General features: G+C 56.8%; 25 protein-coding genes and 2 pseudogenes. 18 read left to right on the top strand and 9 right to left on the bottom strand.

The features are described from left to right. Positions 1 to 13: 13 nt before the first annotated feature. The gene (locus ACOI8A_RS22190) at positions 14 to 952 is read left to right on the top strand and encodes a carbohydrate kinase family protein (RefSeq protein WP_420649809.1); all 939 of its coding nucleotides are present in this window, start codon (positions 14 to 16) and stop codon (positions 950 to 952) included. 62 nt (positions 953 to 1,014) lie between these two features. After that, complete coding sequence (locus tag ACOI8A_RS22185; RefSeq protein ID WP_420649810.1) at positions 1,015 to 1,620, top strand: hypothetical protein; 606 nt, start codon at positions 1,015 to 1,017, stop codon at positions 1,618 to 1,620. A 135-nt stretch (positions 1,621 to 1,755) separates the two neighbouring features. Here the strand turns inward: ACOI8A_RS22185 and ACOI8A_RS22180 are convergent, their stop codons facing one another. After that, the gene (locus tag ACOI8A_RS22180; RefSeq protein WP_420649811.1) at positions 1,756 to 3,057 is read right to left on the bottom strand and encodes an OprD family porin; all 1,302 of its coding nucleotides are present in this window, start codon (positions 3,055 to 3,057) and stop codon (positions 1,756 to 1,758) included. A gap of 371 nt (positions 3,058 to 3,428) precedes the next feature. Here ACOI8A_RS22180 and ACOI8A_RS22175 point away from each other — a divergent pair, with 371 nt between their 5' ends. From ACOI8A_RS22175 to ACOI8A_RS22130, 10 genes and pseudogenes are all read left to right on the top strand, one after another. Next, positions 3,429 to 5,501 carry a type VI secretion system tip protein VgrG gene (locus ACOI8A_RS22175; protein ID WP_420651456.1) on the top strand — a complete coding sequence of 691 codons (2,073 nt, stop codon included), beginning with the start codon at positions 3,429 to 3,431 and terminating at the stop codon, positions 5,499 to 5,501. Further along, positions 5,498 to 6,349 carry a DUF4123 domain-containing protein gene (locus ACOI8A_RS22170; protein WP_420649813.1) on the top strand — a complete coding sequence of 284 codons (852 nt, stop codon included), beginning with the start codon at positions 5,498 to 5,500 and terminating at the stop codon, positions 6,347 to 6,349. The genes ACOI8A_RS22175 and ACOI8A_RS22170 overlap by 4 nt, the downstream gene beginning before the upstream one ends. Before the next feature lie 61 nt (positions 6,350 to 6,410). Continuing rightward, positions 6,411 to 7,205 carry a hypothetical protein gene (locus tag ACOI8A_RS22165; RefSeq protein WP_420649814.1) on the top strand — a complete coding sequence of 265 codons (795 nt, stop codon included), beginning with the start codon at positions 6,411 to 6,413 and terminating at the stop codon, positions 7,203 to 7,205. Between the two features lie 12 nt (positions 7,206 to 7,217). Further along, entirely contained in the window at positions 7,218 to 9,344 is a 2,127-nt protein-coding gene (locus tag ACOI8A_RS22160; protein WP_420649815.1) for a lipase family protein, read from the top strand. Positions 9,345 to 9,428: 84 nt separating this feature from the next. Beyond that, a pseudogene (locus ACOI8A_RS22155) lies at positions 9,429 to 9,588 on the top strand (type VI secretion system tip protein VgrG); the annotation flags it as partial. A gap of 162 nt (positions 9,589 to 9,750) precedes the next feature. After that, entirely contained in the window at positions 9,751 to 10,197 is a 447-nt protein-coding gene (locus ACOI8A_RS22150) for a PoNe immunity protein domain-containing protein (protein ID WP_420651459.1), read from the top strand. After that, the gene (locus ACOI8A_RS22145) at positions 10,106 to 10,543 is read left to right on the top strand and encodes a PoNe immunity protein domain-containing protein (RefSeq protein ID WP_420651455.1); all 438 of its coding nucleotides are present in this window, start codon (positions 10,106 to 10,108) and stop codon (positions 10,541 to 10,543) included. Before ACOI8A_RS22150 ends, ACOI8A_RS22145 begins: the two co-directional genes overlap by 92 nt. A gap of 89 nt (positions 10,544 to 10,632) precedes the next feature. Further along, positions 10,633 to 11,295, top strand: a complete 663-nt coding sequence (locus ACOI8A_RS22140) for a hypothetical protein (protein ID WP_420649816.1) — start codon at positions 10,633 to 10,635, stop codon at positions 11,293 to 11,295. A gap of 189 nt (positions 11,296 to 11,484) precedes the next feature. Next, the gene (locus tag ACOI8A_RS22135) at positions 11,485 to 11,754 is read left to right on the top strand and encodes a DUF2790 domain-containing protein (RefSeq protein ID WP_420649817.1); all 270 of its coding nucleotides are present in this window, start codon (positions 11,485 to 11,487) and stop codon (positions 11,752 to 11,754) included. A 90-nt stretch (positions 11,755 to 11,844) separates the two neighbouring features. Continuing rightward, positions 11,845 to 12,243 carry a hypothetical protein gene (locus ACOI8A_RS22130; RefSeq protein ID WP_420649818.1) on the top strand — a complete coding sequence of 133 codons (399 nt, stop codon included), beginning with the start codon at positions 11,845 to 11,847 and terminating at the stop codon, positions 12,241 to 12,243. Here ACOI8A_RS22130 and ACOI8A_RS22125 read toward each other — a convergent pair. Next, positions 12,240 to 12,509 carry a DUF1652 domain-containing protein gene (locus ACOI8A_RS22125; protein WP_420649819.1) on the bottom strand — a complete coding sequence of 90 codons (270 nt, stop codon included), beginning with the start codon at positions 12,507 to 12,509 and terminating at the stop codon, positions 12,240 to 12,242. The genes ACOI8A_RS22130 and ACOI8A_RS22125 overlap by 4 nt on opposite strands. Positions 12,510 to 12,879: 370 nt before the next feature. Here ACOI8A_RS22125 and eco point away from each other — a divergent pair, with 370 nt between their 5' ends. Beyond that, entirely contained in the window at positions 12,880 to 13,365 is a 486-nt protein-coding gene (gene eco / locus ACOI8A_RS22120; protein ID WP_420649820.1) for a serine protease inhibitor ecotin, read from the top strand. Positions 13,366 to 13,385: 20 nt separating this feature from the next. After that, positions 13,386 to 13,691, top strand: coding sequence for an NIPSNAP family protein (locus tag ACOI8A_RS22115; RefSeq protein ID WP_420649821.1), 306 nt, complete (start codon positions 13,386 to 13,388; stop codon positions 13,689 to 13,691). Positions 13,692 to 13,721: 30 nt separating this feature from the next. Here ACOI8A_RS22115 and ACOI8A_RS22110 read toward each other — a convergent pair. Then, a pseudogene (locus ACOI8A_RS22110) lies at positions 13,722 to 13,796 on the bottom strand (hypothetical protein); the annotation flags it as partial. A 41-nt stretch (positions 13,797 to 13,837) separates the two neighbouring features. On the opposite strand from ACOI8A_RS22110, the gene ACOI8A_RS22105 reads away from it, so the two are divergent. Then, positions 13,838 to 14,176: a DUF2834 domain-containing protein gene (locus ACOI8A_RS22105; protein ID WP_420649822.1), complete on the top strand. Its 339-nt coding sequence runs from the start codon at positions 13,838 to 13,840 to the stop codon at positions 14,174 to 14,176. Here ACOI8A_RS22105 and ACOI8A_RS22100 read toward each other — a convergent pair. Together ACOI8A_RS22100 and ACOI8A_RS22095 are read right to left on the bottom strand one after the other, a co-directional pair. Then, positions 14,157 to 15,080, bottom strand: coding sequence for a magnesium transporter CorA family protein (locus ACOI8A_RS22100; protein WP_420649823.1), 924 nt, complete (start codon positions 15,078 to 15,080; stop codon positions 14,157 to 14,159). The genes ACOI8A_RS22105 and ACOI8A_RS22100 overlap by 20 nt on opposite strands. A gap of 7 nt (positions 15,081 to 15,087) precedes the next feature. Further along, complete coding sequence (locus ACOI8A_RS22095) at positions 15,088 to 16,662, bottom strand: RimK family protein (RefSeq protein WP_420651454.1); 1,575 nt, start codon at positions 16,660 to 16,662, stop codon at positions 15,088 to 15,090. Positions 16,663 to 16,754: 92 nt separating this feature from the next. Between ACOI8A_RS22095 and rimI the strand changes: the two genes are divergently transcribed. Further along, positions 16,755 to 17,855, top strand: coding sequence for a ribosomal protein S18-alanine N-acetyltransferase (gene rimI / locus ACOI8A_RS22090; protein WP_420649825.1), 1,101 nt, complete (start codon positions 16,755 to 16,757; stop codon positions 17,853 to 17,855). A gap of 150 nt (positions 17,856 to 18,005) precedes the next feature. On the opposite strand, the gene ACOI8A_RS22085 is transcribed toward rimI, so the two are convergent. Both ACOI8A_RS22085 and ACOI8A_RS22080 read right to left on the bottom strand, forming a co-directional pair. Then, entirely contained in the window at positions 18,006 to 19,157 is a 1,152-nt protein-coding gene (locus ACOI8A_RS22085; protein WP_420649826.1) for a PQQ-dependent sugar dehydrogenase, read from the bottom strand. Positions 19,158 to 19,192: 35 nt separating this feature from the next. Further along, a complete protein-coding gene (locus tag ACOI8A_RS22080) occupies positions 19,193 to 19,534 on the bottom strand; it encodes a hypothetical protein (protein WP_420649827.1) in 342 nt (113 codons plus the stop codon). Between the two features lie 188 nt (positions 19,535 to 19,722). Here ACOI8A_RS22080 and ACOI8A_RS22075 point away from each other — a divergent pair, with 188 nt between their 5' ends. Then, positions 19,723 to 20,568, top strand: a complete 846-nt coding sequence (locus tag ACOI8A_RS22075; RefSeq protein WP_420649828.1) for a Ku protein — start codon at positions 19,723 to 19,725, stop codon at positions 20,566 to 20,568. A gap of 86 nt (positions 20,569 to 20,654) precedes the next feature. Here the strand turns inward: ACOI8A_RS22075 and lpxO are convergent, their stop codons facing one another. Continuing rightward, complete coding sequence (lpxO, locus tag ACOI8A_RS22070) at positions 20,655 to 21,554, bottom strand: lipid A hydroxylase LpxO (protein ID WP_420649829.1); 900 nt, start codon at positions 21,552 to 21,554, stop codon at positions 20,655 to 20,657. A 311-nt stretch (positions 21,555 to 21,865) separates the two neighbouring features. Here lpxO and ACOI8A_RS22065 point away from each other — a divergent pair, with 311 nt between their 5' ends. Beyond that, positions 21,866 to 23,452 carry an ABC-F family ATPase gene (locus ACOI8A_RS22065; protein ID WP_420649830.1) on the top strand — a complete coding sequence of 529 codons (1,587 nt, stop codon included), beginning with the start codon at positions 21,866 to 21,868 and terminating at the stop codon, positions 23,450 to 23,452. A gap of 84 nt (positions 23,453 to 23,536) precedes the next feature. Here the strand turns inward: ACOI8A_RS22065 and ACOI8A_RS22060 are convergent, their stop codons facing one another. Further along, a complete protein-coding gene (locus ACOI8A_RS22060; RefSeq protein ID WP_420649831.1) occupies positions 23,537 to 24,574 on the bottom strand; it encodes an alpha/beta hydrolase family protein in 1,038 nt (345 codons plus the stop codon). Positions 24,575 to 24,621: the final 47 nt, after the last annotated feature.

Here is a 24,621-nt window from a genome sequence, read left to right as displayed (position 1 = left end):
AGAGCAAACAACTATGTACCTGGTGTGTGGCGAAGCCCTGTTTGATTTTTTCAGCGAAGACGATGCCAGCGGCCTGGCCTCGAAAGTCAATTTCAAGGCGATTGCCGGCGGCTCGCCGTTCAACGTCGCGGTGGGATTGCGCCGCTTGGGCGTGGATTCGGCGCTGTTCGCCGGGCTGTCCACCGATTACCTCGGCCGGCGTTTGCGGCAAGTGTTGCAAGAAGAAGGCGTACGTCCGGACTATCTAGTGGATTTTGCCGCGCCGACCACGCTGGCTATGGTTGCAGTCGGGGCCAATGGTTCGCCGCACTACAGCTTCCGTGGTGAAGGCTGCGCTGATCGCCAATTGAGTGAGGCGCATCTGCCGGCGCTCGGCCCTGAAGTGCGCGGTCTGCACATTGGATCGTTTTCGCTGGTGGTGCAGCCGATTGCCGACACCCTGCTCGCACTGGTCAAACGTGAAAGCGGCAACCGCCTGATCAGCCTCGACCCCAACGTGCGCCTCAATCCCGAGCCGAACATCGACCTGTGGCGCGAACGCATTGCCACGCTGGTGCAGCTGGCGGATCTGATCAAAGTCAGCGACGAGGACTTGAGCCTGCTCTACCCGGAGCAGGATCCGCAGCGCGTGATCGAAGGCTGGCTCGAACACCGTTGCCAAGTGGTATTCCTCACCCGTGGTGGCGAGGGTGCGACTGTGTTCAGTCGAGCCCATGGTTCATGGTCGGTGCCAGCCTGTTCGGTACAGATTGCCGATACGGTCGGCGCGGGTGATACCTTCCAGGCCGCGTTGATTACGTGGCTGACCGAGCAAAGACTGGATTCAGTCGAGGGCGTGCAAGGGCTGGGTCGCGAACAGATCGACGCGATGCTTCAATTTGCAGTGCAAGCCGCCGCGCTGACCTGCAGCAAAACCGGTCCGGATTTGCCTTATCGCCACCAACTGACCTGACCGAGTAAACTGCCGCCCTTTTTACGCGCATGACGGGATGACAGCTTTTGAATTCAGGGCGGATGGTTGGACTTTTAACATTGGCGGCAGTGCTGAGCGGATGCGGCACCTCGCCGCCGCGTTCGCCTGAAGACATTTGCGAAATCTTCCGCGAAAAAGGCGATTGGTACGACGCCGCGCAAGTCACGCAAAAGCGCTGGGGCGTACCGATACAGGTGCCGTTCGCGATCATGTATCAAGAGTCAGGCTACCGCTACGACGCCAAGACGCCGCGCAAATACCTGTTGTGGGTGATCCCGTGGGGCCGCGTCTCGACTGCCTCGGGCTATGCTCAGGCCAAGGATGAAGTGTGGGCCGACTACCAGAAAAGCACCGGACGCAGCGGCGCTGATCGCGAAGACTTCGACGACGCCATCGACTTTGTCGGCTGGTACATGGACAAGACCACGTCGATCAACGGCGTGTACAAGTACGACGCCTATAACCAATACCTGAACTACCACGAGGGCTGGGGCGGCTATCGTCAAAAGACCTACGCCGCCAAGGCCTGGTTGATGCCGACTGCGCGCAAAGTCCAAAACCGCTCGGACGTTTATGCCCGCCAATATGCCGGGTGCAAGAACGACCTGAATCGCGGGTTCTGGAGCCGGTTCTGGCATTGGCTGTAGCAGGCGGCGCCTGAACGACCGCCATCGCGGGCAAGCCCGCTCCCACAGGTTCAGTGGTGTTCACGAATGGTGTGCACGACGCGGTCACTGTGGGAGCGGGCTTGCCCGCGATGGCGGTCCCCCAGACACTACAAATTACAGGACTGAGAAGTTGTAACTCACAATCAGCCGGGTCTCATCCACATCCCGGGCAAACTTCTCGTAGTTGGTCCGGTACGTCGCATTACGCAAACGCAGACTCACATCCTTGAACGTGCCGCTCTGCACCACGTACTTCAATTCGCTGTCGCGTTCCCACTCTTTACCTTCCTGATCACTGCCCGGCACCTTGATGTGATCACCATTCACATAACGCGTCAGGAAGCTCAAACCGTTAATGCCGATTGCCTTGAAGTCATAGTCATAACGCAACTGCCACGAGCGTTCCTGGGCGGCGGCGAAGTCATTCACCTGCACATAGTTGACCAGGTACGGATTGCTGCCATCAAGATATGGCATCGAGTTGTCACCGTTCATGCGCTGCCAACCGGCGCTGAAGGTATGACCGCTGACTGCGTAAGACAACAGGCTGCTCAACGCGCGGTTATCAATCGAACCCGCCCGAGCCGCGCCGCTGTCGGCACTCTTGAGCAAGCGCACATCGGCTTTCAACACGCCGTTGCCCAGCGGCTGGTTGGCCAGCAGACCAACGAAGTGCTGACGGTAGATGTCTTCCAGTTCGGCGTAGTGATACTGGCCGGTCAGGCGGTCGTTGATCTTGTAGTCGAATCCGTACATGTCGAAATGATCGGCGGTGGTGTTACAGGCATAGCGCTTGTTCTTGCAGTGCACGCGCAGGTCTTGCGAATCGGTGGAATCGCGCGCGGTGTACTTGTCCAGGCGCGCAGCCATGAAGGTCAAATCCTTCACGTCCTTCGACGTCAGCATTGCGCCATTGAACATGGTTGGCAGCAAACGACCGTCGTTGTATTTGAGCAGCGGCAGATCCGGCAACAGTGCGCCGTACTTCAGCACTGTATCCGAGACTTTCACTTTAGCCGTCAAGCCGAGCTTGGCGTATTGATCCTTCGAGCCGCGCGGGCTGTCGCCGCTGGACGGCAGCAGCCCGCTGTTGCTGCTGTCGGCGCTGGAGTCGAGTTTGAAACCGAGCATGCCCAGCGCATCGATGCCGAAACCGACCGTGCCTTCGGTGTAACCCGATTGCAGGTTGAAGATGAAGCCCTGAGCCGACTCTTCACGCTTGGACGCGCCCTGATCATTCGACGTGTGCCCGTCACGGAAATCGCGGTTGAAATACACCGTGCGCGATTCGATTTTCGCCGTGGTGTCTTCAATAAATCCGCTGGCCTGTGCCTGCGCGGTAAAACCGGCGCACAGCAGCAAGGCTCCGAAGCCCAATGACGGACGCGGGGTGATGAGGGCAAATGGGGGACGCATGAAAAACTCCAACAGAACAGCGATTGCGCCACGCGCAGATCGCCAAAAAAAAGCTTCCGATCCGGATCGACATACGCCGGGAGGAAGTGAAACGCGGGGGTGAAAAGCGATGATGGCAGATGGCTTTGACGTGCTACAGGCGACTTTAGTCTGAAACTGACTGATTGTTCTTCGCTATTCGAAGGGCCTGAGACAGTGCATCAGCGTTGCTGGTTTGTAGGCGAACACCCGAATTCATTGTGCGAAACATCTGTCCTAAGGGATTTCCCTATAGCCCCGGCGGGTATTGCCTACGGTATTTTCGGGTTGTACGAGATCGGCTATTCCTGCAACATCGACACCCTGCTTATTCAATGGACGGAATTCAAGGCATGCTGGACGCCAACGCAACCCACATCACCCTCACGCTCGAAGGCGCCTCTGCCGACCTGCAAGTGCTCAGCTTCACCGGTCGCGAAGCCCTCAACCAGCCCTTCCGTTTCGACATTGAACTGGTCAGCGCACGCCCCGACCTCAAGCTCGAAGAACTCCTGCACAAACCTGGCTGCCTGACGTTCGGCGCTACTGGTGAGGGCAAGATTCATGGTCTGGTGTACCGCATCGAGCAAGGTGATTCCGGCAAGACCCTGACCCGCTACAGCATCAGTCTGGTGCCGCAACTCGCCTACCTGCGTCACAACCATGACCAGCAGATTTTCCAGCAGTTAACCGTGCCGAAGATCATCGCCAAGGTTCTGGAAGATCGCGGGATTCTGGCCGACGCCTACAGCTTTCAGCTCAGCGCCGAATACCCGCAACGTGAGTACTGCGTGCAGTACGACGAATCCGACCTGCATTTCATCCAGCGTCTGTGTGAAGAAGAAGGCATTCACTTCCACTTCCAGCACAGCAGCAGCGGACACAAACTGGTGTTCGGCGATGACCAGACGGTGTTCCGCAAACTGAAAGCGGTCAACTACCAGCAAGACTCGGGCATGACCGCCGACAAACCGGTGATCAAGCGCTTCAACCTGCGCCTGGAAACCCGCACCACCCGCGTCAGCCGCCGCGATTACGATTTCGAGAAACCAAAGATCCTGCCCGAAGGCGCAGCCAAATCCGAGTTCGCCCCGGATCTTGAGGACTACGACTACCCCGGTCGCTTCACCACCCGCGAGCGCGGCAAATTCCTCTCGACCCGGGCCCTGGAACGTCATCGCAGCGACTACAAACTGGCCGAAGGCAAAGGCGACGAGCCGACCCTCACCAGCGGCCATTTCCTGACCCTCGCCGAACACCCGCGCGCCGAGTGGAATGATATGTGGCTGTTGCTGGAAATCGTTCACGAAGGCAAACAGCCGCAAGTGCTCGGCGAAAACGTCACCAGCGACGTCACCGACAACAAAAGCGATTTCCATCAGGGCTACCGCAACAGCTTCCTCGCCACGCCGTGGGACGCGCACTTCCGCCCTGCCCTCGAACACCCGAAACCCAAAGTCCTCGGCAGCCAGACCGCCGTCGTCACCGGCCCGCCCGGCGAAGAAATCCACTGCGACCAGTACGGCCGCATCAAGGTCCAGTTCTTCTGGGATCGCGACGGCCAGTCCAACGACCAGACCACCTGCTGGATGCGCGTCGCCAGCGGCTGGGCCGGCAGCGCCTACGGCGGCATCGCCATCCCGCGCGTCGGCATGGAAGTCCTCGTCACCTTCCTCGAAGGCGACCCCGACCAGCCATTGGTCACCGGCTGCCTGTACCACAAGGAAAACGTCGTCCCCTACGACCTGCCGGCGAACAAAACCCGCAGCACCTTCAAAACCCTCAGCTCCCCGGGCGGCAAGGGCTACAACGAATTTCGCATCGAAGACAAAAAAGGCGTCGAGCAAATCTACATCCACGCCCAACGCGACTGGGACGAAAACATCGAGCACGACCAGAAAATCCGCGTCGGCAACGAGCGGCACGACACGGTCGAGGCCAATGTTCTCAGCGAATTCAAAGTCGAAGAACACCGCATCACCTATCTCGATCGCAAGAGCGAAATGCGCGCGGATGATCACCTGACGGTTGGCGTGACTCAGCATGTGAAGGTGGGCACCGGGCAGTTCGTCGAGGCCGGGACGGAAATCCACTACCACGCTGGCGAGAAAGTCGTCGTCGAAGGCGGGATGGAACTGACGGCCAAGGCTGGCGGGAGTTTCGTGAAGGTTGATGCGGGTGGCGTGACCATCAGCGGGGCTGAGGTGAAAGTGAACACCGGTGGTGCGCCGGGCGCTGGCACCGGGATCGGCATCCTCGCCCCGGTCATCCCGTGGGCGGCCGCCAAAGACAAGGCCGGCGCTCTGCTCGTCCCGGCTGCCGTGCAGATGGCTTTGGCCAAAGCAGCCCGTAAAGCAGGCGACATTCGCTGCCCGATCTGTGAAGCGTGCCGCGAAGGTAAATGTGATCTGGGAGCCACAGCATGAGCGACGCCCTCAACAACTGGCTGGGCGAACAGGCACGCCTGAACCGTGTGCTGATCCTCGCCCTCGACAGCCTCGCCGAGCCTAACCCGGTCACTTCGCTGTACAGCGCTGGCGTGATGAAGCGCTCGGTACAGCTCTATCGCCGCACCGAATTCGCGCAGTTCGCGTCCATCAGCCCCTGGCTGACCGAACTGCACAACCCGGGTGACGAAGCTTTCCGCAAATTACTGGACGACCCGCAACGCAACTGGGGCTGGATCGGCAGCATGGACAAGGCTGACCTCGACAGCCTGACCCAACACTGGATCGCGCGTATGGTGATCGACGAAGACGGCGACCGCTCGCTGTTTCGCTTCCAGGACAACCGCGTTCTCGCGCGCTGCCTGGGCATTCTGAAAGAGACCGATTGGCCTCTATTGCTCGGGCCGCTCAGCAGCGTGATGTATTGGGACGAGGATCAGTGGAAAAGCGTAAACAACACCAAGCCGGGGATGTATACGGTGCCGAATCCTGCGCCTTGGCTACAAGTCCCGACACCGCCGGAGCGTTCGCGGGAAATCCTGCAGGCAAACTTGAAACGCTGGTTGCTGGTAAATCACGCAGAAACTGCCGCAGAACTTTCGCAAACCCGCAACATCCTCGAATGGCTGGAAGAGCAGATCGATCTGCTCGAATCCTGGCAATGGAACACACCGGAGCAACGCGAGTTCATGCTGACCCTGCGCCTCGATCCCAAGTGCGCAGAGGATGTGGCGTGGCAACCGCTGCCCGGAGAAACACCGGAGCAACATTTCGGGCGCTGTGAGCGAGTTTTTGCGGTGATATCCGACAACCTCGGGCGCAGTTAAAGCAGGGCTTCTTGAGCGTCGTTCGCTCGAAGCAACAACCCGCAAAACAAAGGACAACCAAATGCGTTACCGCAAAGCTTTCAATGGACTTGCTCGCAGCTTGATGATCGGGTTGGGCACGATTGGAGTTACCGCATGTTCTGTTGCTCAACAGGACAGTTTTACTTTGGTTACTGAGCTTCCGCCAGGGTTTCAGATAATGGTTGAGGCGCAGTATGTTCCACGGCTCGGCGAGACGTGCAGTGTCCCGGTAAAGAAAGGGCGCGAACATCCCGGGTTCAAATTCTTCAAGCAGGAACGTAGTGAAAAGGCCCAGACCGCAACATTTGAAGTTCCGCTGACTAATGTGGAAGAAGGTTGTCCACTGGTATTGGATAATTTTGATTATGAGGTTTATGCAAAATTTGCTGCGGGATTTGATGATGTAGGTCGGGATTACACTGGAGTCGCGTTCCAGGAAGGCACGGCTGATCACGCAGGGCTTCCTACACCATTAACTTTGCGAAGAGAGTGCGCATGGTCCTTCCGTACAATGGGACCTGACCGAGTTATCGTAAAAATATTGAAATGCACTCCACTGGAAACTCCGGAGCAAGCTAATGGCTCTGTTGCAAAGGGGCCTTTGCAGCGCTCGCAATTGGGAGGAAAGACTTTGACAGTCTCCTTCTCACTTTCTAGTGAGGAAAAGCCAGCTGTCGGGGACAACTGGGTTAAATTTCCCAATGGGTGGAAGAGATGCATGGGCAAGAATCTGGAGGACGCGTATGCATTCTGTCGCGGCAATACTACCGATTTCAAACCATTCAAAATGCCCGACGGACGCGATTGCACCATCTACCCGACCTGTACCGAATAAGGAAATTCATTTATGACGGCAAAAAAGGCAGAGCAACCGTTGCTCAAGGGTGGCAAAGAACCGTGTCCGCTCAGAGGCACAAAAGTAAGTTTCCGGCTAGTTGATGAGACTGGAAATGGCAAGCCCTACGCAGGGCTGAAGTATGTCGTTACTGACAGTGTCGAGCAGCGCTATGAAGGCACACTGGACGCGACAGGCTTTGGTGAGGTACTGAACCATTACGAAGGACCAGTAGTCCTGACGGTCGATCAACCTTACACCGGGGAAGAGGCGGAATATAACTGGTTGATGACAAGACAGAGTTATCCGCTGAGAATTAGCGAGTTGCAAGTACGGGCCGAAAAAACACGTTTTGTCCGTAAGGATGGTTTACGAGTTGAAAACAATCCTGCAAAAGCCACAGCAGATCAGTTCTTTCACGTTGAAGTAAGCCACCTAGTCGAAAAAAGCGCGCATCTGCCTAGGGAGTCAAAAGCCAAATACCCTCCCAACCAAAGCCTGTTAAAAGTAATGGGCGATCTTGGGTTCGGTCCAGAGCATTCAAGTCTCTGGGGTGTCGCTCTACTCCCGAACAAACTCACCGTTCTTGAAGTTCGCCCTCTGCGAGCATTTCGCCCAATGCTGTCGAGAGACAACAAATTCAGCGCTCTGAATTTGTATCAACTATCGCTTTTCGCCGCGTTGAGCTACTGCGATTTTGGTCAGTCACCAGCTGAAAAGCCAATTGACACCGTGAGTTTCCCTCTCGATCCTAGCGTGGGAAACATGTTTGGCGAGGGCATGGCTTGTTACAAAGAATCTTGGAAGATTAACGCCCAGCAACCGTCCGCCTACTATCCGCTCTACGAAGACGTGCCTTATTCAAAACGCTTCGAAATCCTTCCTTTCGATCCAACGCTGTACGATCAGAACAAGCAGGAACTGGGTGCCAAGCAAGAGCATCCCGCAAAATGGCACTTTTTCGATGACAGCAAAATTGACAATGGCACCAATACTCAAGCTTTCATCACGCACCATGACGAAATCATCCTTATTTCTATACGAGGGACACTGGAACTCGTCGATTTCGTGCGCGACACCGATGCAGAGCAGATTCCTGTGAGATGGGGTGTGGGTAAAGCTCACCAAGGTTTTTACCAAGCTTATGAGGCGATGAGCGAATTTATTGATACTTATCTCTTTAACTTCCACACCGACCAAAAAGTCATCATCTGCGGCCATAGCCTTGGCGGAGCCATTGCAACTTTGCTCGCCGAAGCGCTGCGACAAGGCTCGAAAAAATACGACATCCTGCTTTACACCTACGGCTCGCCAAGAGCCGGTAATGCTGACTTTGTCAAAGGCGCATCCGAACTGGCCCACCACCGCATGGTCAACGACAACGACCCAATCCCAAGTGTTCCGGCCCTCTGGATGAACACCCGGAAAAGTATATGGGTGCCTGGTGTTATCATTAGTTTCATTTCCGGCCCCTTCGGTGCAATGATTTTTGGTGTCGGTATATCGCAGATCGGAGGTTCATCCTACGAGCATCAAGGCGAACTGCACCATTTCATGCCAGTGCATTTTAAAGGCCGTGAGCAATCTTCTATTCTGTGGAATCCCGGGTGCGAATCCATCGAAGGTGCAGCATGTACTAAACAGTTGCAAAAGCTAGGTGACATGCCAGTCCGCGCGCCCTTCATCCAACAATTGTTCCAAATGCCTCACCATTACATGGCATCGGCCTACATCCCGAACGCATGGGCAACACTTCGCCGCTGGCAGCAAACTCAAAAGAAAGGGGGCACTGTGGTGACGAAAACCGAATACGATCAGGTCTCCTACGAACTGGCGGAAATGCGGGCACGCTTGGAAGCCAAAACGGCAGAATTGAATTCTCTCCTCTCTGATCGGAGAGAGCTGACGCAACAAACGAGAATACTGACGGCAGAAATCGGCCTAGTAGACATGTCCTGCCAGCGCCTCAATAGGCTGCGCCGTATCACAATTGCCCCAGAGGACATCTACGGCTCTGCAACTCAAGCACCGGAACATGACCTGAACGTAGAACGGTGGTTGGCGAAGAAGGAGAACAATATCGAGGTACAGCTTGCTATGATTCCCCAAGCGAGCAGTGCTCAACTTCGGACCGCATAGCATTTGAACAGTCAGGGGAGATTGTGCTTGCAGCTTCATCCTGCAGCATCCTCCTCTGCTTATTCAATGGACGGAATTCAAGGCATGCTGGACGCCAACGCAACCCACATCACCCTCACGCTCGAAGGCGCTTTCCGCCGACTTGCAAGTGCTCAGCTTCACCGGTCGCGAAGCCCTCAACCAGCCCTTCCGTTTCGACATTGAACTGGTCAGCGCACGCCCCGACCTCAAGCTAGATTCACTTAAACTTGAGGCATAAAGACATGATCAAAAGACAAAAATTCTTCAGCGATGCTCATTATAAAAACTTCTTAAGAGAGAGCATGACGAAGCAGGCGAGCTTTTAAAAACCACCAAATTCAAATCCGACTCCCCGAAAGGCGAAGCGACTCTTCGTTCAAGCTTTATTCAGCGCCTCGCACTTCGAAAACTAACTGCGACATATACAGCGGGAGAAGATATATCGTCTCTTACCCACTTACTGGAGGATCTAATTCAAAAATATGAAGTCAGTCAAGCAGCGCTAGCAGAATCTGAACAAGCTCCAGACATCTCGCCACTAGCGATTGACGACTGGCCACACGAATATGAAGAATGCGTACAAGTTATAGGCCTTTGCATCCTTTTGCATCGCATAGATCTCCTTAAACGCTTTGTAAGGCTAACGGACAATGCAGGTTATGCAGGTGATGACACGTTGTACGAGGACTTGCTCTGCAAAGTCTTACCAGGCAGAAGTGATATAGGCCAATGGTACCACGATGTTTACGCCCCTCTTGTTGAAGCGATATATGCAGAAACAAAAGAAGATGCCTCGAATTTGCTTAAGAAATCAATGGTACTCAGCTTTTAGACAAGCCTCTTGGCACGACACTCACCTTCAAGGAGAGGAAGGTAACTGCGTAGGATATTGGGCATTCGAAGCAGGGGCCATTGCATTTTTATACGGCATAGACGACAGCAAAATAGACCATATGGTCTATCCAAAAGACTTGGTCGAATATGCCCGAAATCATCCAATATCTAATGCATCTCAGGTCGCTCGCATAGATGCGGGGCAACCGTGCAGCAAGACTGGCTATTGGTTCACCCCGGCACAAGCCAATTCCAGACGGCGCTTCTCACATCGTGAAATCATGCCTGAGTTCGGTGAGTCAAACTCGAACCACACAATTTGGTACTGGACAGGCGAAGATTAAATCGCCCCACCATTCGGTCAGACCATTTTTAGGGGCCGACCAGACATGTAAACTTTACCCTCATCAAAATGGACGCTGGATTCAACATCATGGAATTGCAATTCACCATCACCCCCGAACACACACAAATGCGCATCGGCAAACTCCTTGAGCAAGAAATGCTCAAGGACGATCAACTGCATGCCCGGGTAACAGGCTATGTAAATCACCAGCAGGACCGCTTGCTCGCCCCGCTTATGTTTTTCCTCGGTTTGAGTGCCGGCGCACTGGCGATCTATTTCCCCGCGCGCGAGCTCAGCCCCGAGAAATTCATCTCCTTGGCGCTGTTCGCAGTGATATTCGGACTGTGCTGGTGGCGCTTTTCCGGGCGGCTGCTGGGTCGTTTACGCAACCGTATCGCTTCCAACCGTACCAAGAAGCCGCGTATGCCTTTTCGCAGCGCGAGCCAGCGCCTGATCGAATTGAAGCTCCGTACCCAGCTCAAGGCTACAGAAGGTGCTTATCGTCTGGAGTTTGACGACCATGGTTTCACCCTAATCCATACGACAGGCAAAAGCACCCAATGCACTCTGGCTTGGGCGCAGATAGTGCGGCTAAAGATCACGCCCGACTTCTGTTCCGTAGCCTGCGCCAAACTGGATAGCAAGGGCGAGGCATACCACATCCCACGACACAGCGATGTGATGGACGCAGACATGTATCAGCAATGCTTGGAAGTGTTTTTGAGCCGGGTTCCTGTTTTGGCCAGTTGATGCCAGGAATCTGCCGAGCGCTCGCCCAGAAACAATCCCCCCACACGACAGCCGGCATTCACCCCGGTTAACCATCCCTTAACGCCGCGGTCAAAAACTCTACTGAACCGCACGCCCTCAGCCCTTCGCTGACGCCCAGTGCGGCAGGTTCGGCGCTGTTGCCGAGTCCAAAGCATTCGGGAGTCCACCATGAACATTCGCTCACTTCTGCTCACCACCGCCCTCGCCTGCTCTGCGTTTGCCGGGTTGGCTCAGGCCAACGACACATCCGCCACGTCCACAGCTGTGCCCTATCGATACGGCATGCCGCTGCACGTTGCCAAAGTCGTGTCACTGACCGAGCCGCAAACTCTGGAGTGCAAGGTCATCACCGCTGACATGAAGTACATCGACAACACCGGCAAGCCTGAGGAAATCAGCTATCGGAAATTGTCTGACGCGTGCAGTTATCAAAACTGACGGAAACGTCTGATTCGCGGGTCTGCGGTAGGCAGGCATCGGTCAGGGCGGTTATGCTCGGGCCTCTCCCTACTGCCGCAAGGATTCGCCATGCAGTTGTCGTTTCGCACGTTGTCGACCTTCACCTGTTCGTTGTGTTTTCTGCTGGCGCTGGTTTGGGGGCTGGTCCCGGAGGTGTTGCTGGCGATCTGGAGCATCGAATATTCACCGGCAGCCGGGTTTGTCGCGCGGCGCAGTGCGGTGCTGTTTGCGGGGTTGGGGGTGATGTTTTATCTGGTGCGTAATGCGCCAGTGTCGATAGCGCGCAATGCCATGAGCAACGGATTTATCGTCGGCTGTTTCGGTTTGGCGGTGCTGGGTTTCGCAGAATGGTTGAACGGCCATGCCGGCCCCGCGATCTTGCTCGCGGTGCTGGTCGAGTTCGCGCTGGGCCTTGGATTTGTGCAGGCCCGGCGCGTGACGGTCGAACTGGGTGAAACGGTCGGCTAAATAGCTTTCGATCGCGGCAGATAGTGATGAGGGGTGGCGTTTTGCGCCAGATCCATGCGCAAACCGGCGATCAGACCGTTGATCTCGCGGCAGCTGTTGAGGTGACTGGCATCGATGCCGCTCACCAGCAGATCAACCTGATCGGTCTGGTGATCGCCATACACTTTGACGGTCATCGACAGATCCGGGGACAGCGTGCATTGGCAGCGTTTCGGCAGGAAACTGCTCTCAATGATATTGCGGAGTTCCAAGGCAGACAGAAACATGGCTAACGCTCTCCTTACTGTGAGATTGCCAATCAAGTATTCACGTTGACCGTTACCACTTCTCTGCACGGGTGTGTCCCCGCTGATTCCTTGAGTGTGACAAGCGGTTGTACTGCGAAATGCCCATTGGATTGTAGGCGCCCAAACCCGGCGCGCCGCACCTATTGAACGCATAAAACGTGCCTTCCATCGGGTGGTTCTCGCCGTCATAGAAATCAACAACTTGCGCGGGTGGCCAGCATTGGGCCTGTTGCAATCTGCAAGATTGATCAGATCGGGCAGCGCAATTTGCAACCCGTGGCGGGTTTGCATTCGGCGCCGGTGACAGTGAGAATGCCAGTCATCACCCTACACCCGCACGGAGGCCTTTATGGGTACTTTCACCGTTTACGCGACCACCGGCCTGATGCTTGCCGGCCTCTCCACTATCGCCCACGCGGCGAAGCTCGAAGACACTGCGCCGTATCCCAAGGCTGAAGCCGGCTTCACCCGTCAGGTGATCCATCTGCCGCAGCAGCCGCAGGAAGAGAACTTCCAGGTCGAAGTGCTGGCCGGCAAAACCCTTGAAGTGGACTGCAATCGCCAGCGCCTGGGCGGCGTGCTCGACGAGAAGAATCTCGAAGGCTGGGGTTATCCGTTTTACCGCTTGGAGAAGGTCATCGGGCCGATGAGCACAAAGATGGCCTGCCCTCCCGGCAGTAAGACAAAGCGCGCATTCGTGCCGGTCGTGGGTGACGGATTCAGGATTCAATACAACAGCAAATTGCCGATCGTGATCTACGCGCCGAAAGACGTCGAAGTGCGCTACCGCATCTGGACTGCTTCGGACAAAGTTGGCACAGCCATTCCGGAATAATCTGCCAAGGAGCGCGCTGCTTGATTACCTGCCACGTCAAATATGTCATCGATCCTTATCAACTCACTGCATTCGAAGCTTATGCCAAGGCCTGGCTGGGCATTGTCGAGCGCTTGGGCGGCACCCATCACGGGTACTTTTTGCCGTCCGAGGGCGCGAGCAACATCGCTTACTGTCTGTTCAGTTTTCCTTCGCTGGCGGATTACGAAAGTTACCGGCACATCGCGATGACCGACCCTGAAAGCACGGCGCTGGTGGAATCGTTGGTGGCGAACAAGTTCATCCTCAGCTACGAGCGCACCTTCCTGCGCCCCTTGCTGGCCTGATTACACTCTTGCCGGAATGCCGAACGCTGCCGCGCGTTCTGCGACATGGCGCAAGCTGTCGAAATTGATGTTGGCGCCGGAGTCGATGGCAATCAGCGTTTGATTTCGTGCGCCGGTTTGCACCACTCTCACCAAGGAAGGAATGCATGATGTCTGTCGCCCTGCCCCTCGCGGCTTTGATCGCGTTCAGTGGCTACACCGTTTCTGTGATGCTGCAAGCCGAACAGTCGTTGCTCGATTTCGGCATCAGTCTGATGTCGCGACCCGATACCGCGCAGGTGGTGATCGATCTGTATCTGCTGGCGACGTTGGCCGGCGTGTGGATGTTTAAGGATGCGCGCAAGCGTGGCCAGTCTGGCTGGTCGGTGCTGCCGTATCTGTTGCTGACGGCCATATTTGTGTCGGTCGGGCCGCTGTTGTATCTGGTGGTTCGCGGCCTCAAAGATCGCAAATTGAAAACCCCGATCACTTCGTCAAGCGCCTGAGCCCGAACAACATCGCGCCTGCCGCCAACATCATGGCCAGCAGAAACAGCGGGTACGCCACCCACCACGGCGTGCCCGCGGTCATCATGCTGAACTCGGACATGCCGCCAATGCTTGCGATCAGGTTGAGCGGCAAAAACACCACGTTGATCAGCGTCAGTTTGCGCAGCAGGCCGTTGGTGCTGTTATTCATCAGATTGCCGCGCGCATCGATCAGCCCGGAGAACACCGTCGAGTAGATCTCCGCTTGTTTGTAGCACTGGTTGTTTTCGATGATCAGATCGTCGATCAGGCCAAGCGCTTCGCTGCCGAAATGCTGCTTTTCAGCATGATTGCGTAGCCGCGTCAGTACTGCGCCGTTGCTGTGCAGGGCGTTGATGTAATAGATCAGGCTTTCGCTGAGGTTAAACATTTGCAGCAGATGTTGATCCTGCATCGAGGCGTTGAATTTCTGCTGCAACTCCCGGGCAACCAGTTTGATCACCTTCAGATGCCCGAGGTAGTGATGGATGTTGTTGAACAACAGATCGAGCAACACATCCAGTGGCGTATTCAGCGATTGCCGTGTGCCGACGCCATGCAGCGGCGTGTCGTCGGTGGCGATCACCAACAGTTGGCCCGGCGAAAACAGCAAGCCGCAGGAAGAGACCTCAAACGCCAGGCTACCACCGCCGGAATAGTTTTCCGGACGTTTCCAGATCAGGAACAAATGGTCTGGATGGAACTCAATCCGTGACACTTCATCCGGGTCCAGTGCCGAGGCCAGCGCATGTTCATCCAGCTTGAAGTGACTGTGCAGCAAGTCGCGCTCGGCGGCGTCGGGGTTGCTGAACAGCATCACTTCGGCATCCAGCCGTTCTACCCGCTGCAAGGCTCCGTGGCTCAGTGCAAAGCTGTTGATCATCGGCGCATCACCATGCCTGCCCACGGCGTTTAAGCTCCAGACGCCGCACGAACTCTTCCAGCACCAGCGAATACAGATCGTCCTGCAAGTAGGCGTCCTCGGTGCCGGCATCGAGGTTGGGATTATCGTTGACTTCGATGACCACCACTTTGTCGCCAGCCTGTTTGAGGTCGACGCCGTAGAGGCCGTCGCCGATCAGATTCGCGGTCTTCACCGCCAACTCCACCACGGCGCGCGGCGCCTCGTGGATCGCCATGGTGCGGCACTCGCCATTGACGTCCTGCCCTTTGGCCTTGTGGTTGTAGATTTGCCAATGGCCCTTGGACATGAAGTACTGGCAGGCAAAGATCGGTTTGCGGTTGAGCACGCCAATGCGCCAGTCGTACTCGGTGTAGAAAAACTCCTGAGCCAGCAACAGCACCGAGTGTTCAAACAGTTCAGCAGTGGCTTCGAGCAATGCCTGCTGGCTTTCAACCTTGATCACGCCACGGGAAAAACAACCGTCGGGGATCTTCAGCACCAACGGGAATCCCAAGCGCTCGCCGACCCGCTCGAAATCTTCCGGTCGCTCCTTGTAGAGAATTTCGGTGGCGGGCATGCCCAGTTGATGGCTGTTGAGCAGGTCAGTCAGATAGACCTTGTTGGTGCAGCGCAGGATTGAGGCTGGATCATCCATCACCACCAACCCTTCGCTTTCGGCTTTTTTGGCGAAGCGATAGGTGTGGTTGTCGACGCTGGTGGTTTCGCGGATCAGCAAGCCGTCGTACTCGGCCAGGCGTGCGTAGTCCTTGCGCTCGATCAGCTCGACGTCGATGCCCATACCCTTGCCGACGCGGATGAAATTCTCCAGCGCCCGAGGGTTGGACGGTGGCAAGGCTTCTTGCGGATCATGCAGGATCGCCAGGTCGTAGCGGGCCACTTGGGGTGATCGTGGACTGCGCCAGATCTTGCGACTGAAACTGTCCAGCGCATTGGCAAACTGATCTTCCTGATCGTCGCGCAACTTGTGCAGCGCACCGGACTTTACACCTTCAATATGCCAGCCGTTATTTCTACGGAATTCAACTAACAGAATCGGACACGGGAACACTTCAAACAATTGTCGCGCCAAGTCCTGCAACGGCTCGATATTGGTTTTACCGAAGTACAGTGTCAGGGTAAAACCTTCGGTATCGCTGTAGAGCTGATGGTTCAGCGCTTTTTCCAGCGTTTTATCGAGATCGTCCAGCGCCAGGCCGTAGAGTGATTTGCGCGTCAGTTCGCTGATGGTCCGCACCGACGGAATCACCTTGTGCCCTCGCGCCTCGGCGAGCAACGAACAGTAATAGCCGTGCCCCAGGTACTTGTAGCTGCGGCACAGGTTGATCACCTGCACCCGCTTGCCCGACTCGTCATCACGGGTTTTCTCGAGGTATTCCTGAGCCGTGAGGATGTCTTCACTGGGAAAGTAAGAGGCCCAGTCTTCCTTGCGTTCGACAATGATCAACACTTGACTGGAAACTCTCGCGACTGGATTTAAATAAGTTGCCGTCGGCAAACTTTGCTCGGATACTTCGCGCCAATGACCCTGTACCGCTGACATAGAGATTGATCCGTTGGAGAACAAGACCTTTTCTATTAAGCACGAACTTTTTCGAAAGTCTCGTTTCGTTACGCAACTTTTACGGCGGTCATATGCACACTGTTTTTCGTTCGGCAGTAGTTGAAGACTTGCCGGCGCTACTGGCGCTGGAAACCCACTGTTTCACCACAGACCGCCTGACCCGGCGCAGCTTTCAATGGATGATCACCCGTGCCCACGCGCAGCTGCTGGTGGCCGAGCGCGATGGACAGCTGGCGGGTTACGCCTTGGTGTTGTTTCATCGCGGCACATCGCTTGCGCGGCTGTATTCGATCGCGATTGCTCCCGAGGCGCGAGGTCTCGGGATGGGCACGCAACTGTTGCAGCGCATTGAAGCCTGTGCGCTTGAGCATGATTGCGCGTACCTGCGGCTGGAGGTTCGCACTGACAACCCGGCCGCGATAGCTCTTTATGAAAAGCACGGCTACCGGCGCTTTGCGCTGATTCACGATTACTACGAAGACCATGCCGATGCGTTGCGCCTGGAAAAACGTATTCTTCAGCACCGCGACTCGCGCAACATCAACGTTGCGCATTACCAGCAAACCACCGACTTCACTTGCGGCCCGGCTTGTCTGTTAATGGCCATGGGCGCCTTGCAGGCCGATCGGCTGCTGGAGCGGCGCGAAGAGCTGCAAATCTGGCGTGAGGCGACCACTGTTTTCATGACCTCCGGGCATGGCGGATGCAGTCCGCAGGGTTTGGCGCTGGCGGCTTGGCGGCGCGGCTTTCGGGTGCAACTGCAACTGAGCGTAAACGGGCCGCTGTTCCTCGACGGCGTGCGCGATGAGCATAAAAAAGACGTCATGCGCCTGGTGCATGAAGAGTTCACCGCGCAGTTACGTGACTCCGATGTTGAGCAAAGCATCGGCACCACGCTGGATTTGCCGCGCTTGCTTGATGCAGGAGGACAGCCGCTGGTGTTGATCAGCAGTTATCGACTGACCCGATCCAAGTCGCCGCACTGGGTGATGGTCACCGATTGCGATGACGAATTCGTTTATCTGCACGACCCGGATGTCGATCACAGCCAGCACCGACAGTCCATCGACTGCCAGCATGTACCGGTCAGCCATGGCGAGTTCGACAAGATGTGCCGGTTTGGCCGGGGCAAGTTGCGGGCGGCGGTGGTGCTGTATGCCCGCAACGAATAACCGAGACACCGAGAAACTGTGGCGAGGGGGCTTGCCCCCGTTCGCCTGCGCAGCAGGCGCATTTCGAAACTGGGCCAAATTCAGGGCCGCTTCGCGCCCCAACGGGGGCAAGCCCCCTCGCCACAAAAGTTGTAGGTGGTAGGGATTGCGTTATTTCAGCCCGATTTTGTACAGCGCGCCATCCGACTCATCCGTCAGTACATACAGGTAACCATCCGGCCCTTGGCGCACGTCGCGGATGCGCTGCTTGAGTTCACCGAGCAGGCGTTCTTCGTGCACAATTTTGTCGCCGTCAAACTGCAAGCGAATCAGCTCCTGATCCACCAGTGCGCCGATAAACACGTTGTGCTGCCACGGTTTGAAACGGTCGGCGTCATAGAACGCCATACCTGTTACGCCCGGAGACTTCTCCCAGACATGATGCGGCCCGAGTGTGCCTTCGGCGGTTTCGCCCTTGGCTTCAGGGATTGGCAGAAGGGAATAATTGATGCCATGGGTCGCCAATGGCCAGCCATAGTTCTTCCCGCGCTCGACGATGTTCACCTCGTCACCGCCGCGCGGGCCGTGCTCGTTTTCCCACAGGGTCCCGGTCCACGGGTTGAGCGCCGCGCCTTGTGGATTGCGATGGCCGTAGGACCAGATCTCTGGACGCACGCGAGACTGGCCAACGAAAGGATTGTCGTCCGGCACTTTGCCGTCGGGATAGATCCGCGCGACCTTGCCTTGCAGCTTGTCCAGATCCTGCGCAGTCGGGCGGTCGTTGTTTTCGCCCAACGTGATGAACAGATAGCCGTCACGGTCGAATACCAGCCGCGAGCCGAAATGGTTGCCAACTGACAGTTTCGGTTCCTGGCGGAAGATCACTTTGAAATCCTTCAGCGTTTTCAGATCATCGGACAGACGCCCGCGTCCGACCGCAGTGCCAGCCTTGTCACCGGCGCCGCCGCCCTCGGCGTATGACAGATACACCATACGATCGGCCTTGAAGTCCGGCGACAGCACTACATCAAGCAGACCACCCTGCCCCTTGGCCCAGACCTTGGGCACGCCGCTGATCGGCGCCGACAACTTGCCGTCCGCGCCGACCACCCGCAGGTTTCCAGGCCGCTCGGTCACCAGCATGCCCTGGCGATCCGGCAGAAACGCCAGCGCCCATGGATGCTCCAGACCTTGAGTGATGGTCGTCACTTCAAGCGTGCCCTGCTCGCTTTGCAGTTCCTTGGGGCCCTCGGCGAAAACCGGGGCGGTAAAGCTGATCAATGCGCTGGCGCACAAACTGGCCAGAAGGGTTTTACGCAACATGCACGATTCCTTTTGTTTGTTGGCGGGTCGGCAGCTCAACGGGTGCTGCCGGTGCTACGGGGCGCTGGATTGGGAATGAATTTGGGTGGCGTGCTCGGCACCGAGCGCATCGGCTGGCCATTGCCGATACCGCCGTTTTCGAGGGTCGGCGGGCGAGGCACCGGCACAGTGTTCGGGCCACGGACAGGCGGCGTACTCGGTTGGGTGCCCTGCATGCTGTTGGGATTGGCCCGGCGAATCGGGCTGTTGTAGGGATTGTTGCTGTTGCCGGTCGGACTTTGCGCCAGCAACAGCGCTGAGGACGCAGCAGTTACGTCTGCATGAGCCAGTCCGCCACTCAGGGCCAGGGCTGCGATGCCAAATAGAAAACGGTTCATGAGCGGCCTCTCTCGATGCGCTTGGACTAGAGCCTTCGAGTCCACGCTACGCCGTGGGTTCGGATTTGTTAACCCGTCACCGCTAAACAAGATGTAACACGACTTGACCGGCCGACCGCCGAGATCTAAACACTCGAAACTTTTGCGCCGCGCCGCAGGTCACCTGAACATCACTCGGAGGACGCACCATGGCTCGGGCAATCTGGAAAGGCGCAATCAGCTTCGGACTGGTGCACATCCCTGTGGCGCTGGTTTCGGCGACCTCATCGCAAGGCGTGGATTTCGACTGGCTGGACAGCCGCAGCATGGATCCCGTGGGCTATAAACGCGTAAACAAGGTCACCGGCAAAGAAGTGACCAAGGAAAACATCGTCAAAGGCGTGCAGTTCGAAAAGGGCCGCTATGTGGTGCTCAGCGAAGAGGAAATTCGCTCGGCGCACCCGGTGTCGACCCAGACCATCGATATTTTTGCCTTCGTCGATAGCGAACAGATCCCACTGCAAAACATCGACACGCCGTATTACCTGGCTCCGGACAAACGCGGTGGCAAGGTCTACGCATTGCTGCGCGAGACCCTGACCAAGACCAATAAAGTCGCCCTCGCCCGGGTTGTGCTGCACACCCGCCAGTATCTGGCAGCGTTGATGCCACTGGAGTCAGCGCTGGTGCTGGTAAAACTGCGTTGGCCGCAGGAAGTGCGCAGTCTTGATCAACTGGAACTGGGCAGCGAAGTGACCGAGCCAAAACTGGCCAAGGGTGAGCTGGACATGGCCAAACGGCTGGTGGAGGACATGAGTGCGGACTGGACGCCTGAGGATTACAACGACGAGTTCGAAGACAAGATCATGGCGCTGGTCGACAAGAAGGCCCACGAAGGCAAGATCGAGGATGTCGAGACGGCGACTGGCGAGGAACAGCGCAAGTCGGCGGATGTGATCGACTTGACCGAGTTGCTTAAACGCAGTCTGGGTGGGAAAGCGCCGGCCAAACCGAAGGCCAAGGCTGCGCCGGCCAAGAAGGCTAAAAAGGCTTGAAACCAGGCAGAAGGCAAATCTTCAGTGGTTTTGATGGCCTCATCGCTGGCAAGCCAGCGATGGCGTGCGCCCAAACAACAGCAATTTCAGATCAAAATGAAAACAGCGAGCAGCCCACCAAAGATCGCCCACTTTTCCATGTAATACCGCGTGCGATTACGCTTTTTCAGCTCTTTGCCGCGCAACCGCACTTTGTAGATCTTGGTAAACAGTCGGTTGATCCCCCCGGTGCGGTCACCCGCATCATTCGGCGCACCCGCCGCCGACATTACAGTGCGACTGAACCAACTGTTGAACGCCGCCGCCCAGCGATACTTCATCGGCCGCTCAACGTCACAGAACAGGATGATGCGGTTCTGCTCCGTGGTGTTCTCGGCATAGTGAATGAAGGTCTCATCGAACATCACCGCTTCACCGTCGCGCCAGTGGTAGTTCTCACCATCAACGTTGATGTAGCAACCGGCATTGTTCGGCGTGTCCAGACCTAAGTGATACCGGTAAGAACCGGCATACGGATCGCGATGGCGCACCAGTTTCGACCCCGGTGGCAGCTCGGCAAACATCGCAGCCTTGATCGAGCCGATGCTCTGCACCAATTCAGTGGTGCGTGGGCACAGCTTCATCGCCGACGGGTGGCTTTCGCCATACCACTTCAAATAGAAGCGCTTCCAGCCAGACTTGAAAAAAGAATTGAAGCCGACATCGTCGTACTGATTCGAACGCTTGATCTCACCGGCGCGCAGCAGATGCTGGCCTTCGGCGCGGATTTCTTCCCAGTGCGTCTGCAACGGGCTCAAGTCCGGAAAGTCCTTCGGATCGAGGTACGGCTTGTTGGGGATCTTCGAGAACAGATAAAGGAAGCAGTTGATCGGCGCCAGAAACGTCGAATGGTCGCTCAATTGGCGACCGAGCTTGTGCCGCACACGGCCACGTAGATGCACGTATGCAATGGAAATGACATAAACAGCGGCAATGATGAGTTTCACGGAAATCGTCACACGTCAGAAGTGAACAAACTGCGCGCCTTTTAGAGGCGTTAGGCGAATGGATGGCATTTTAGCCACAGTTTGTAACCAACCGTGAACACTCATCTGTGAAAAACTGTCCCGCGATCACCCCAAACGCTGATCGGGTGCTCACTGCCCTATCGTTTAAAGAGCCAGACCAGTACAATCGCCGCCAAACTTTAGCGCCCCCCTTGGTTGATGACGGGAATTCCCGCCTCAGCGCACTTCGACTCGGGCCAAGCGCTCCGGCCGCACCCTCGCTATCCAAGCATGCTCCACAGGAAAAACCTTTGATTTCTACAGCTAACATCACGATGCAGTTCGGCGCCAAGCCGCTATTCGAAAACGTTTCGGTCAAGTTCGGCGCGGGCAACCGCTACGGTCTGATCGGCGCCAACGGTTGCGGCAAGTCGACGTTCATGAAAATCCTCGGCGGCGACCTCGATCCGTCCGGCGGTCAGGTCATGCTCGAGCCGAACGTGCGTCTGGGTAAATTGCGCCAGGACCAGTTCGCCTACGAAGAATTTACCGTCATCGACACCGTGATCATGGGTCACGAAGAGCTGTGGAAGGTCAAAGCCGAGCGCGACCGCATCTACTCGCTGCCGGAAATGAGCGAAGAAGACGGCATGGCCGTCGCCGAGCTGGAAACCGAATTCGCTGAAATGGACGGCTACACCGCCGAATCCCGTGCCGGCGAGCTGTTGCTGGGCCTGGGTATCGGCATCGAGCAACACTTCGGCCCGATGAGCGAAGTGTCGCCGGGCTGGAAACTGCGCGTATTGCTGGCGCAGGCGTTGTTCTCCGATCCTGAAGTGCTGTTGCTCGACGAACCGACCAACCACCTCGACATCAACACCATCCGCTGGCTGGAAAACATTCTGACCCAGCGCTCCAGCCTGATGATCATCATCTCTCACGACCGTCACTTCCTGAACAGCGTGTGCACCCACATGGCTGACCTGGACTACGGCGAGCTGCGCCTGTTCCCGGGCAACTACGACGAGTACATGACCGTGGCGACCCAGTCCCGCGAGCAATTGCTGTCGGACAACGCCAAGAAGAAAGCGCAAATCTCCGAGCTGCAATCGTTCGTCAGCCGCTTCTCGGCCAACGCCTCGAAAGCCAAGCAGGCCACCTCCCGCGCCAAAGCGATCGACAAGATCCAGCTGGCCGAGGTCAAGCCATCGAGCCGCGTGAGCCCGTTCATCCGCTTCGATCAGAACAAGAAGCTGCACCGCCAGGCCGTCATGGTCGAAAAAATGGCCAAAGGCTTCGACGGCAAGCCGTTGTTCAAAGATTTCAGCTTCCAGGTTGAAGCTGGCGAGCGCGTGGCGATCATCGGCCCGAACGGTATCGGCAAGACCACTCTGCTGCGCACCCTGGTCAACGAACTGACCCCGGACGCCGGCAGCATCAAGTGGACCGACGCCGCCGAACTGGGCTACTACGCCCAGGATCACGCCCACGACTTTGAAGACGACATGACGCTGTTCGACTGGATGGGTCAGTGGACTCAGGGCGAACAGATGATTCGCGGTACTTTGGGCCGGATGCTCTTTTCCAACGACGAGATTCTCAAGTCGGTCAAGGTGATCTCCGGTGGTGAGCAAGGTCGCATGCTGTTCGGCAAGCTGATCCTGCAACGGCCGAACGTGCTGATCATGGACGAACCGACCAACCACTTGGACATGGAATCCATCGAAGCGCTGAACCTGGCGCTGGAAAACTACCCGGGCACGCTGATCTTCGTCAGCCACGACCGTGAGTTCGTATCGTCCCTGGCCACTCGAATCATCGAGCTGAGCCCGACCGGCGTGACCGACTTCAGCGGCACTTACGATGACTACCTGCGTAGCCAGGGCGTAGTGTTCTAAGGGCGGTACAAGCCTTTAGCTGCAAGTTGAAAGCCCGGTCCATGTGACCGGGCTTTTTGCATTCAAGGGATTGATCTGCGGCTTTTATTGATCCGCAGTCTGCATGCCGGCGCGGGTTGGCGCGCCCAGCGCATGCGAGAAGAAGCGCCCGGCTTCGGAAATCAGATTGCGATGGATGTCCTCGCGGTCGACTCCGTCGGCGTCGGTACACAGCGCCGGCATGGCGAGGATTTGCGCTTCATTGCACGGCGCCATGAACACAAAGTGACCTGCCCCGGCCAACAGCTTGAAGTCCGGCGCGGTCGGCAATTTGCGCGCAAGAGCCGCAGCGTTTTTGTCGAAGGCCACAAGCTTGTCGCCGTCGCCGCTATAGAGCAGCACCGGCACATGCACATCGGCCAGGGTATGCCGGCCGAATTTCAGGCTCAGTGGCGCCATCAGCAGCAACGCATGCACGCGTGGATCGGCCACCGGTTGCAGGTCATCGCGGTCGACAATCAACTCGCCCTTGGTGTTGCAGGCATCGCGGTCGTCCGGACGTTCTTCGCAGTAGCGGCGCAGGCGATCCAGATCCGGCTGCGCGCCCGAGAGAATCAACGCGGTTTCGCCGCCGGCCGAGTAGCCAATTACACCGACCTGATCGGCGTTCACAAACGGCGCGAGCATGCGGTCACCCAACGTGGCGGTAATCGCTTCGGAAATCTGAATTGGCCGCCCGTACAGATTGCTCAGAGTGCCAAGTCGGCTGTGATCTTTGGAGTTGTCGCCGGGATGAATCACTGCCACTACGACAAAGCCTTTACGCGCCAGCGAGGTGGCGAGGTCATGCAGCGCCAGCGGTGTGCCGGTGTTGCCGTGCGAGAGCATGAGCATTGGAAAGCGCCCGATGGCGATCCTGGTGTCTTCACCAGCCTCGACCGAATAGCCCTCAAGCAGGCTCTGGTGTTCGCGGTCGCTGGAAGGATAAAACGCGATGGCGCGCATCGGTTGCAGATCCAGCGGATCGAGGAAAGTCATCTCGTGATAACCGACGCTCCAGCGCGGGTGTACGCCCGGCGCAGCGTGCACTGAATTCAGGCTGCCAAGCAGGCAAATCAGTAACGTTGCACAAAGACGCATCATGGGATGGCCCACCCTGTTGATTGCGAAGATCGTCAGAACATTAATTG

Origin of the sequence: Pseudomonas sp. P4795 (assembly GCF_048822895.1) — a bacterium.
In the GTDB taxonomy this organism is placed as follows: domain Bacteria; phylum Pseudomonadota; class Gammaproteobacteria; order Pseudomonadales; family Pseudomonadaceae; genus Aquipseudomonas.
Note: the sequence above shows the minus strand (reverse complement) of the source record. Positions and strands in the feature narration are given on the sequence as shown.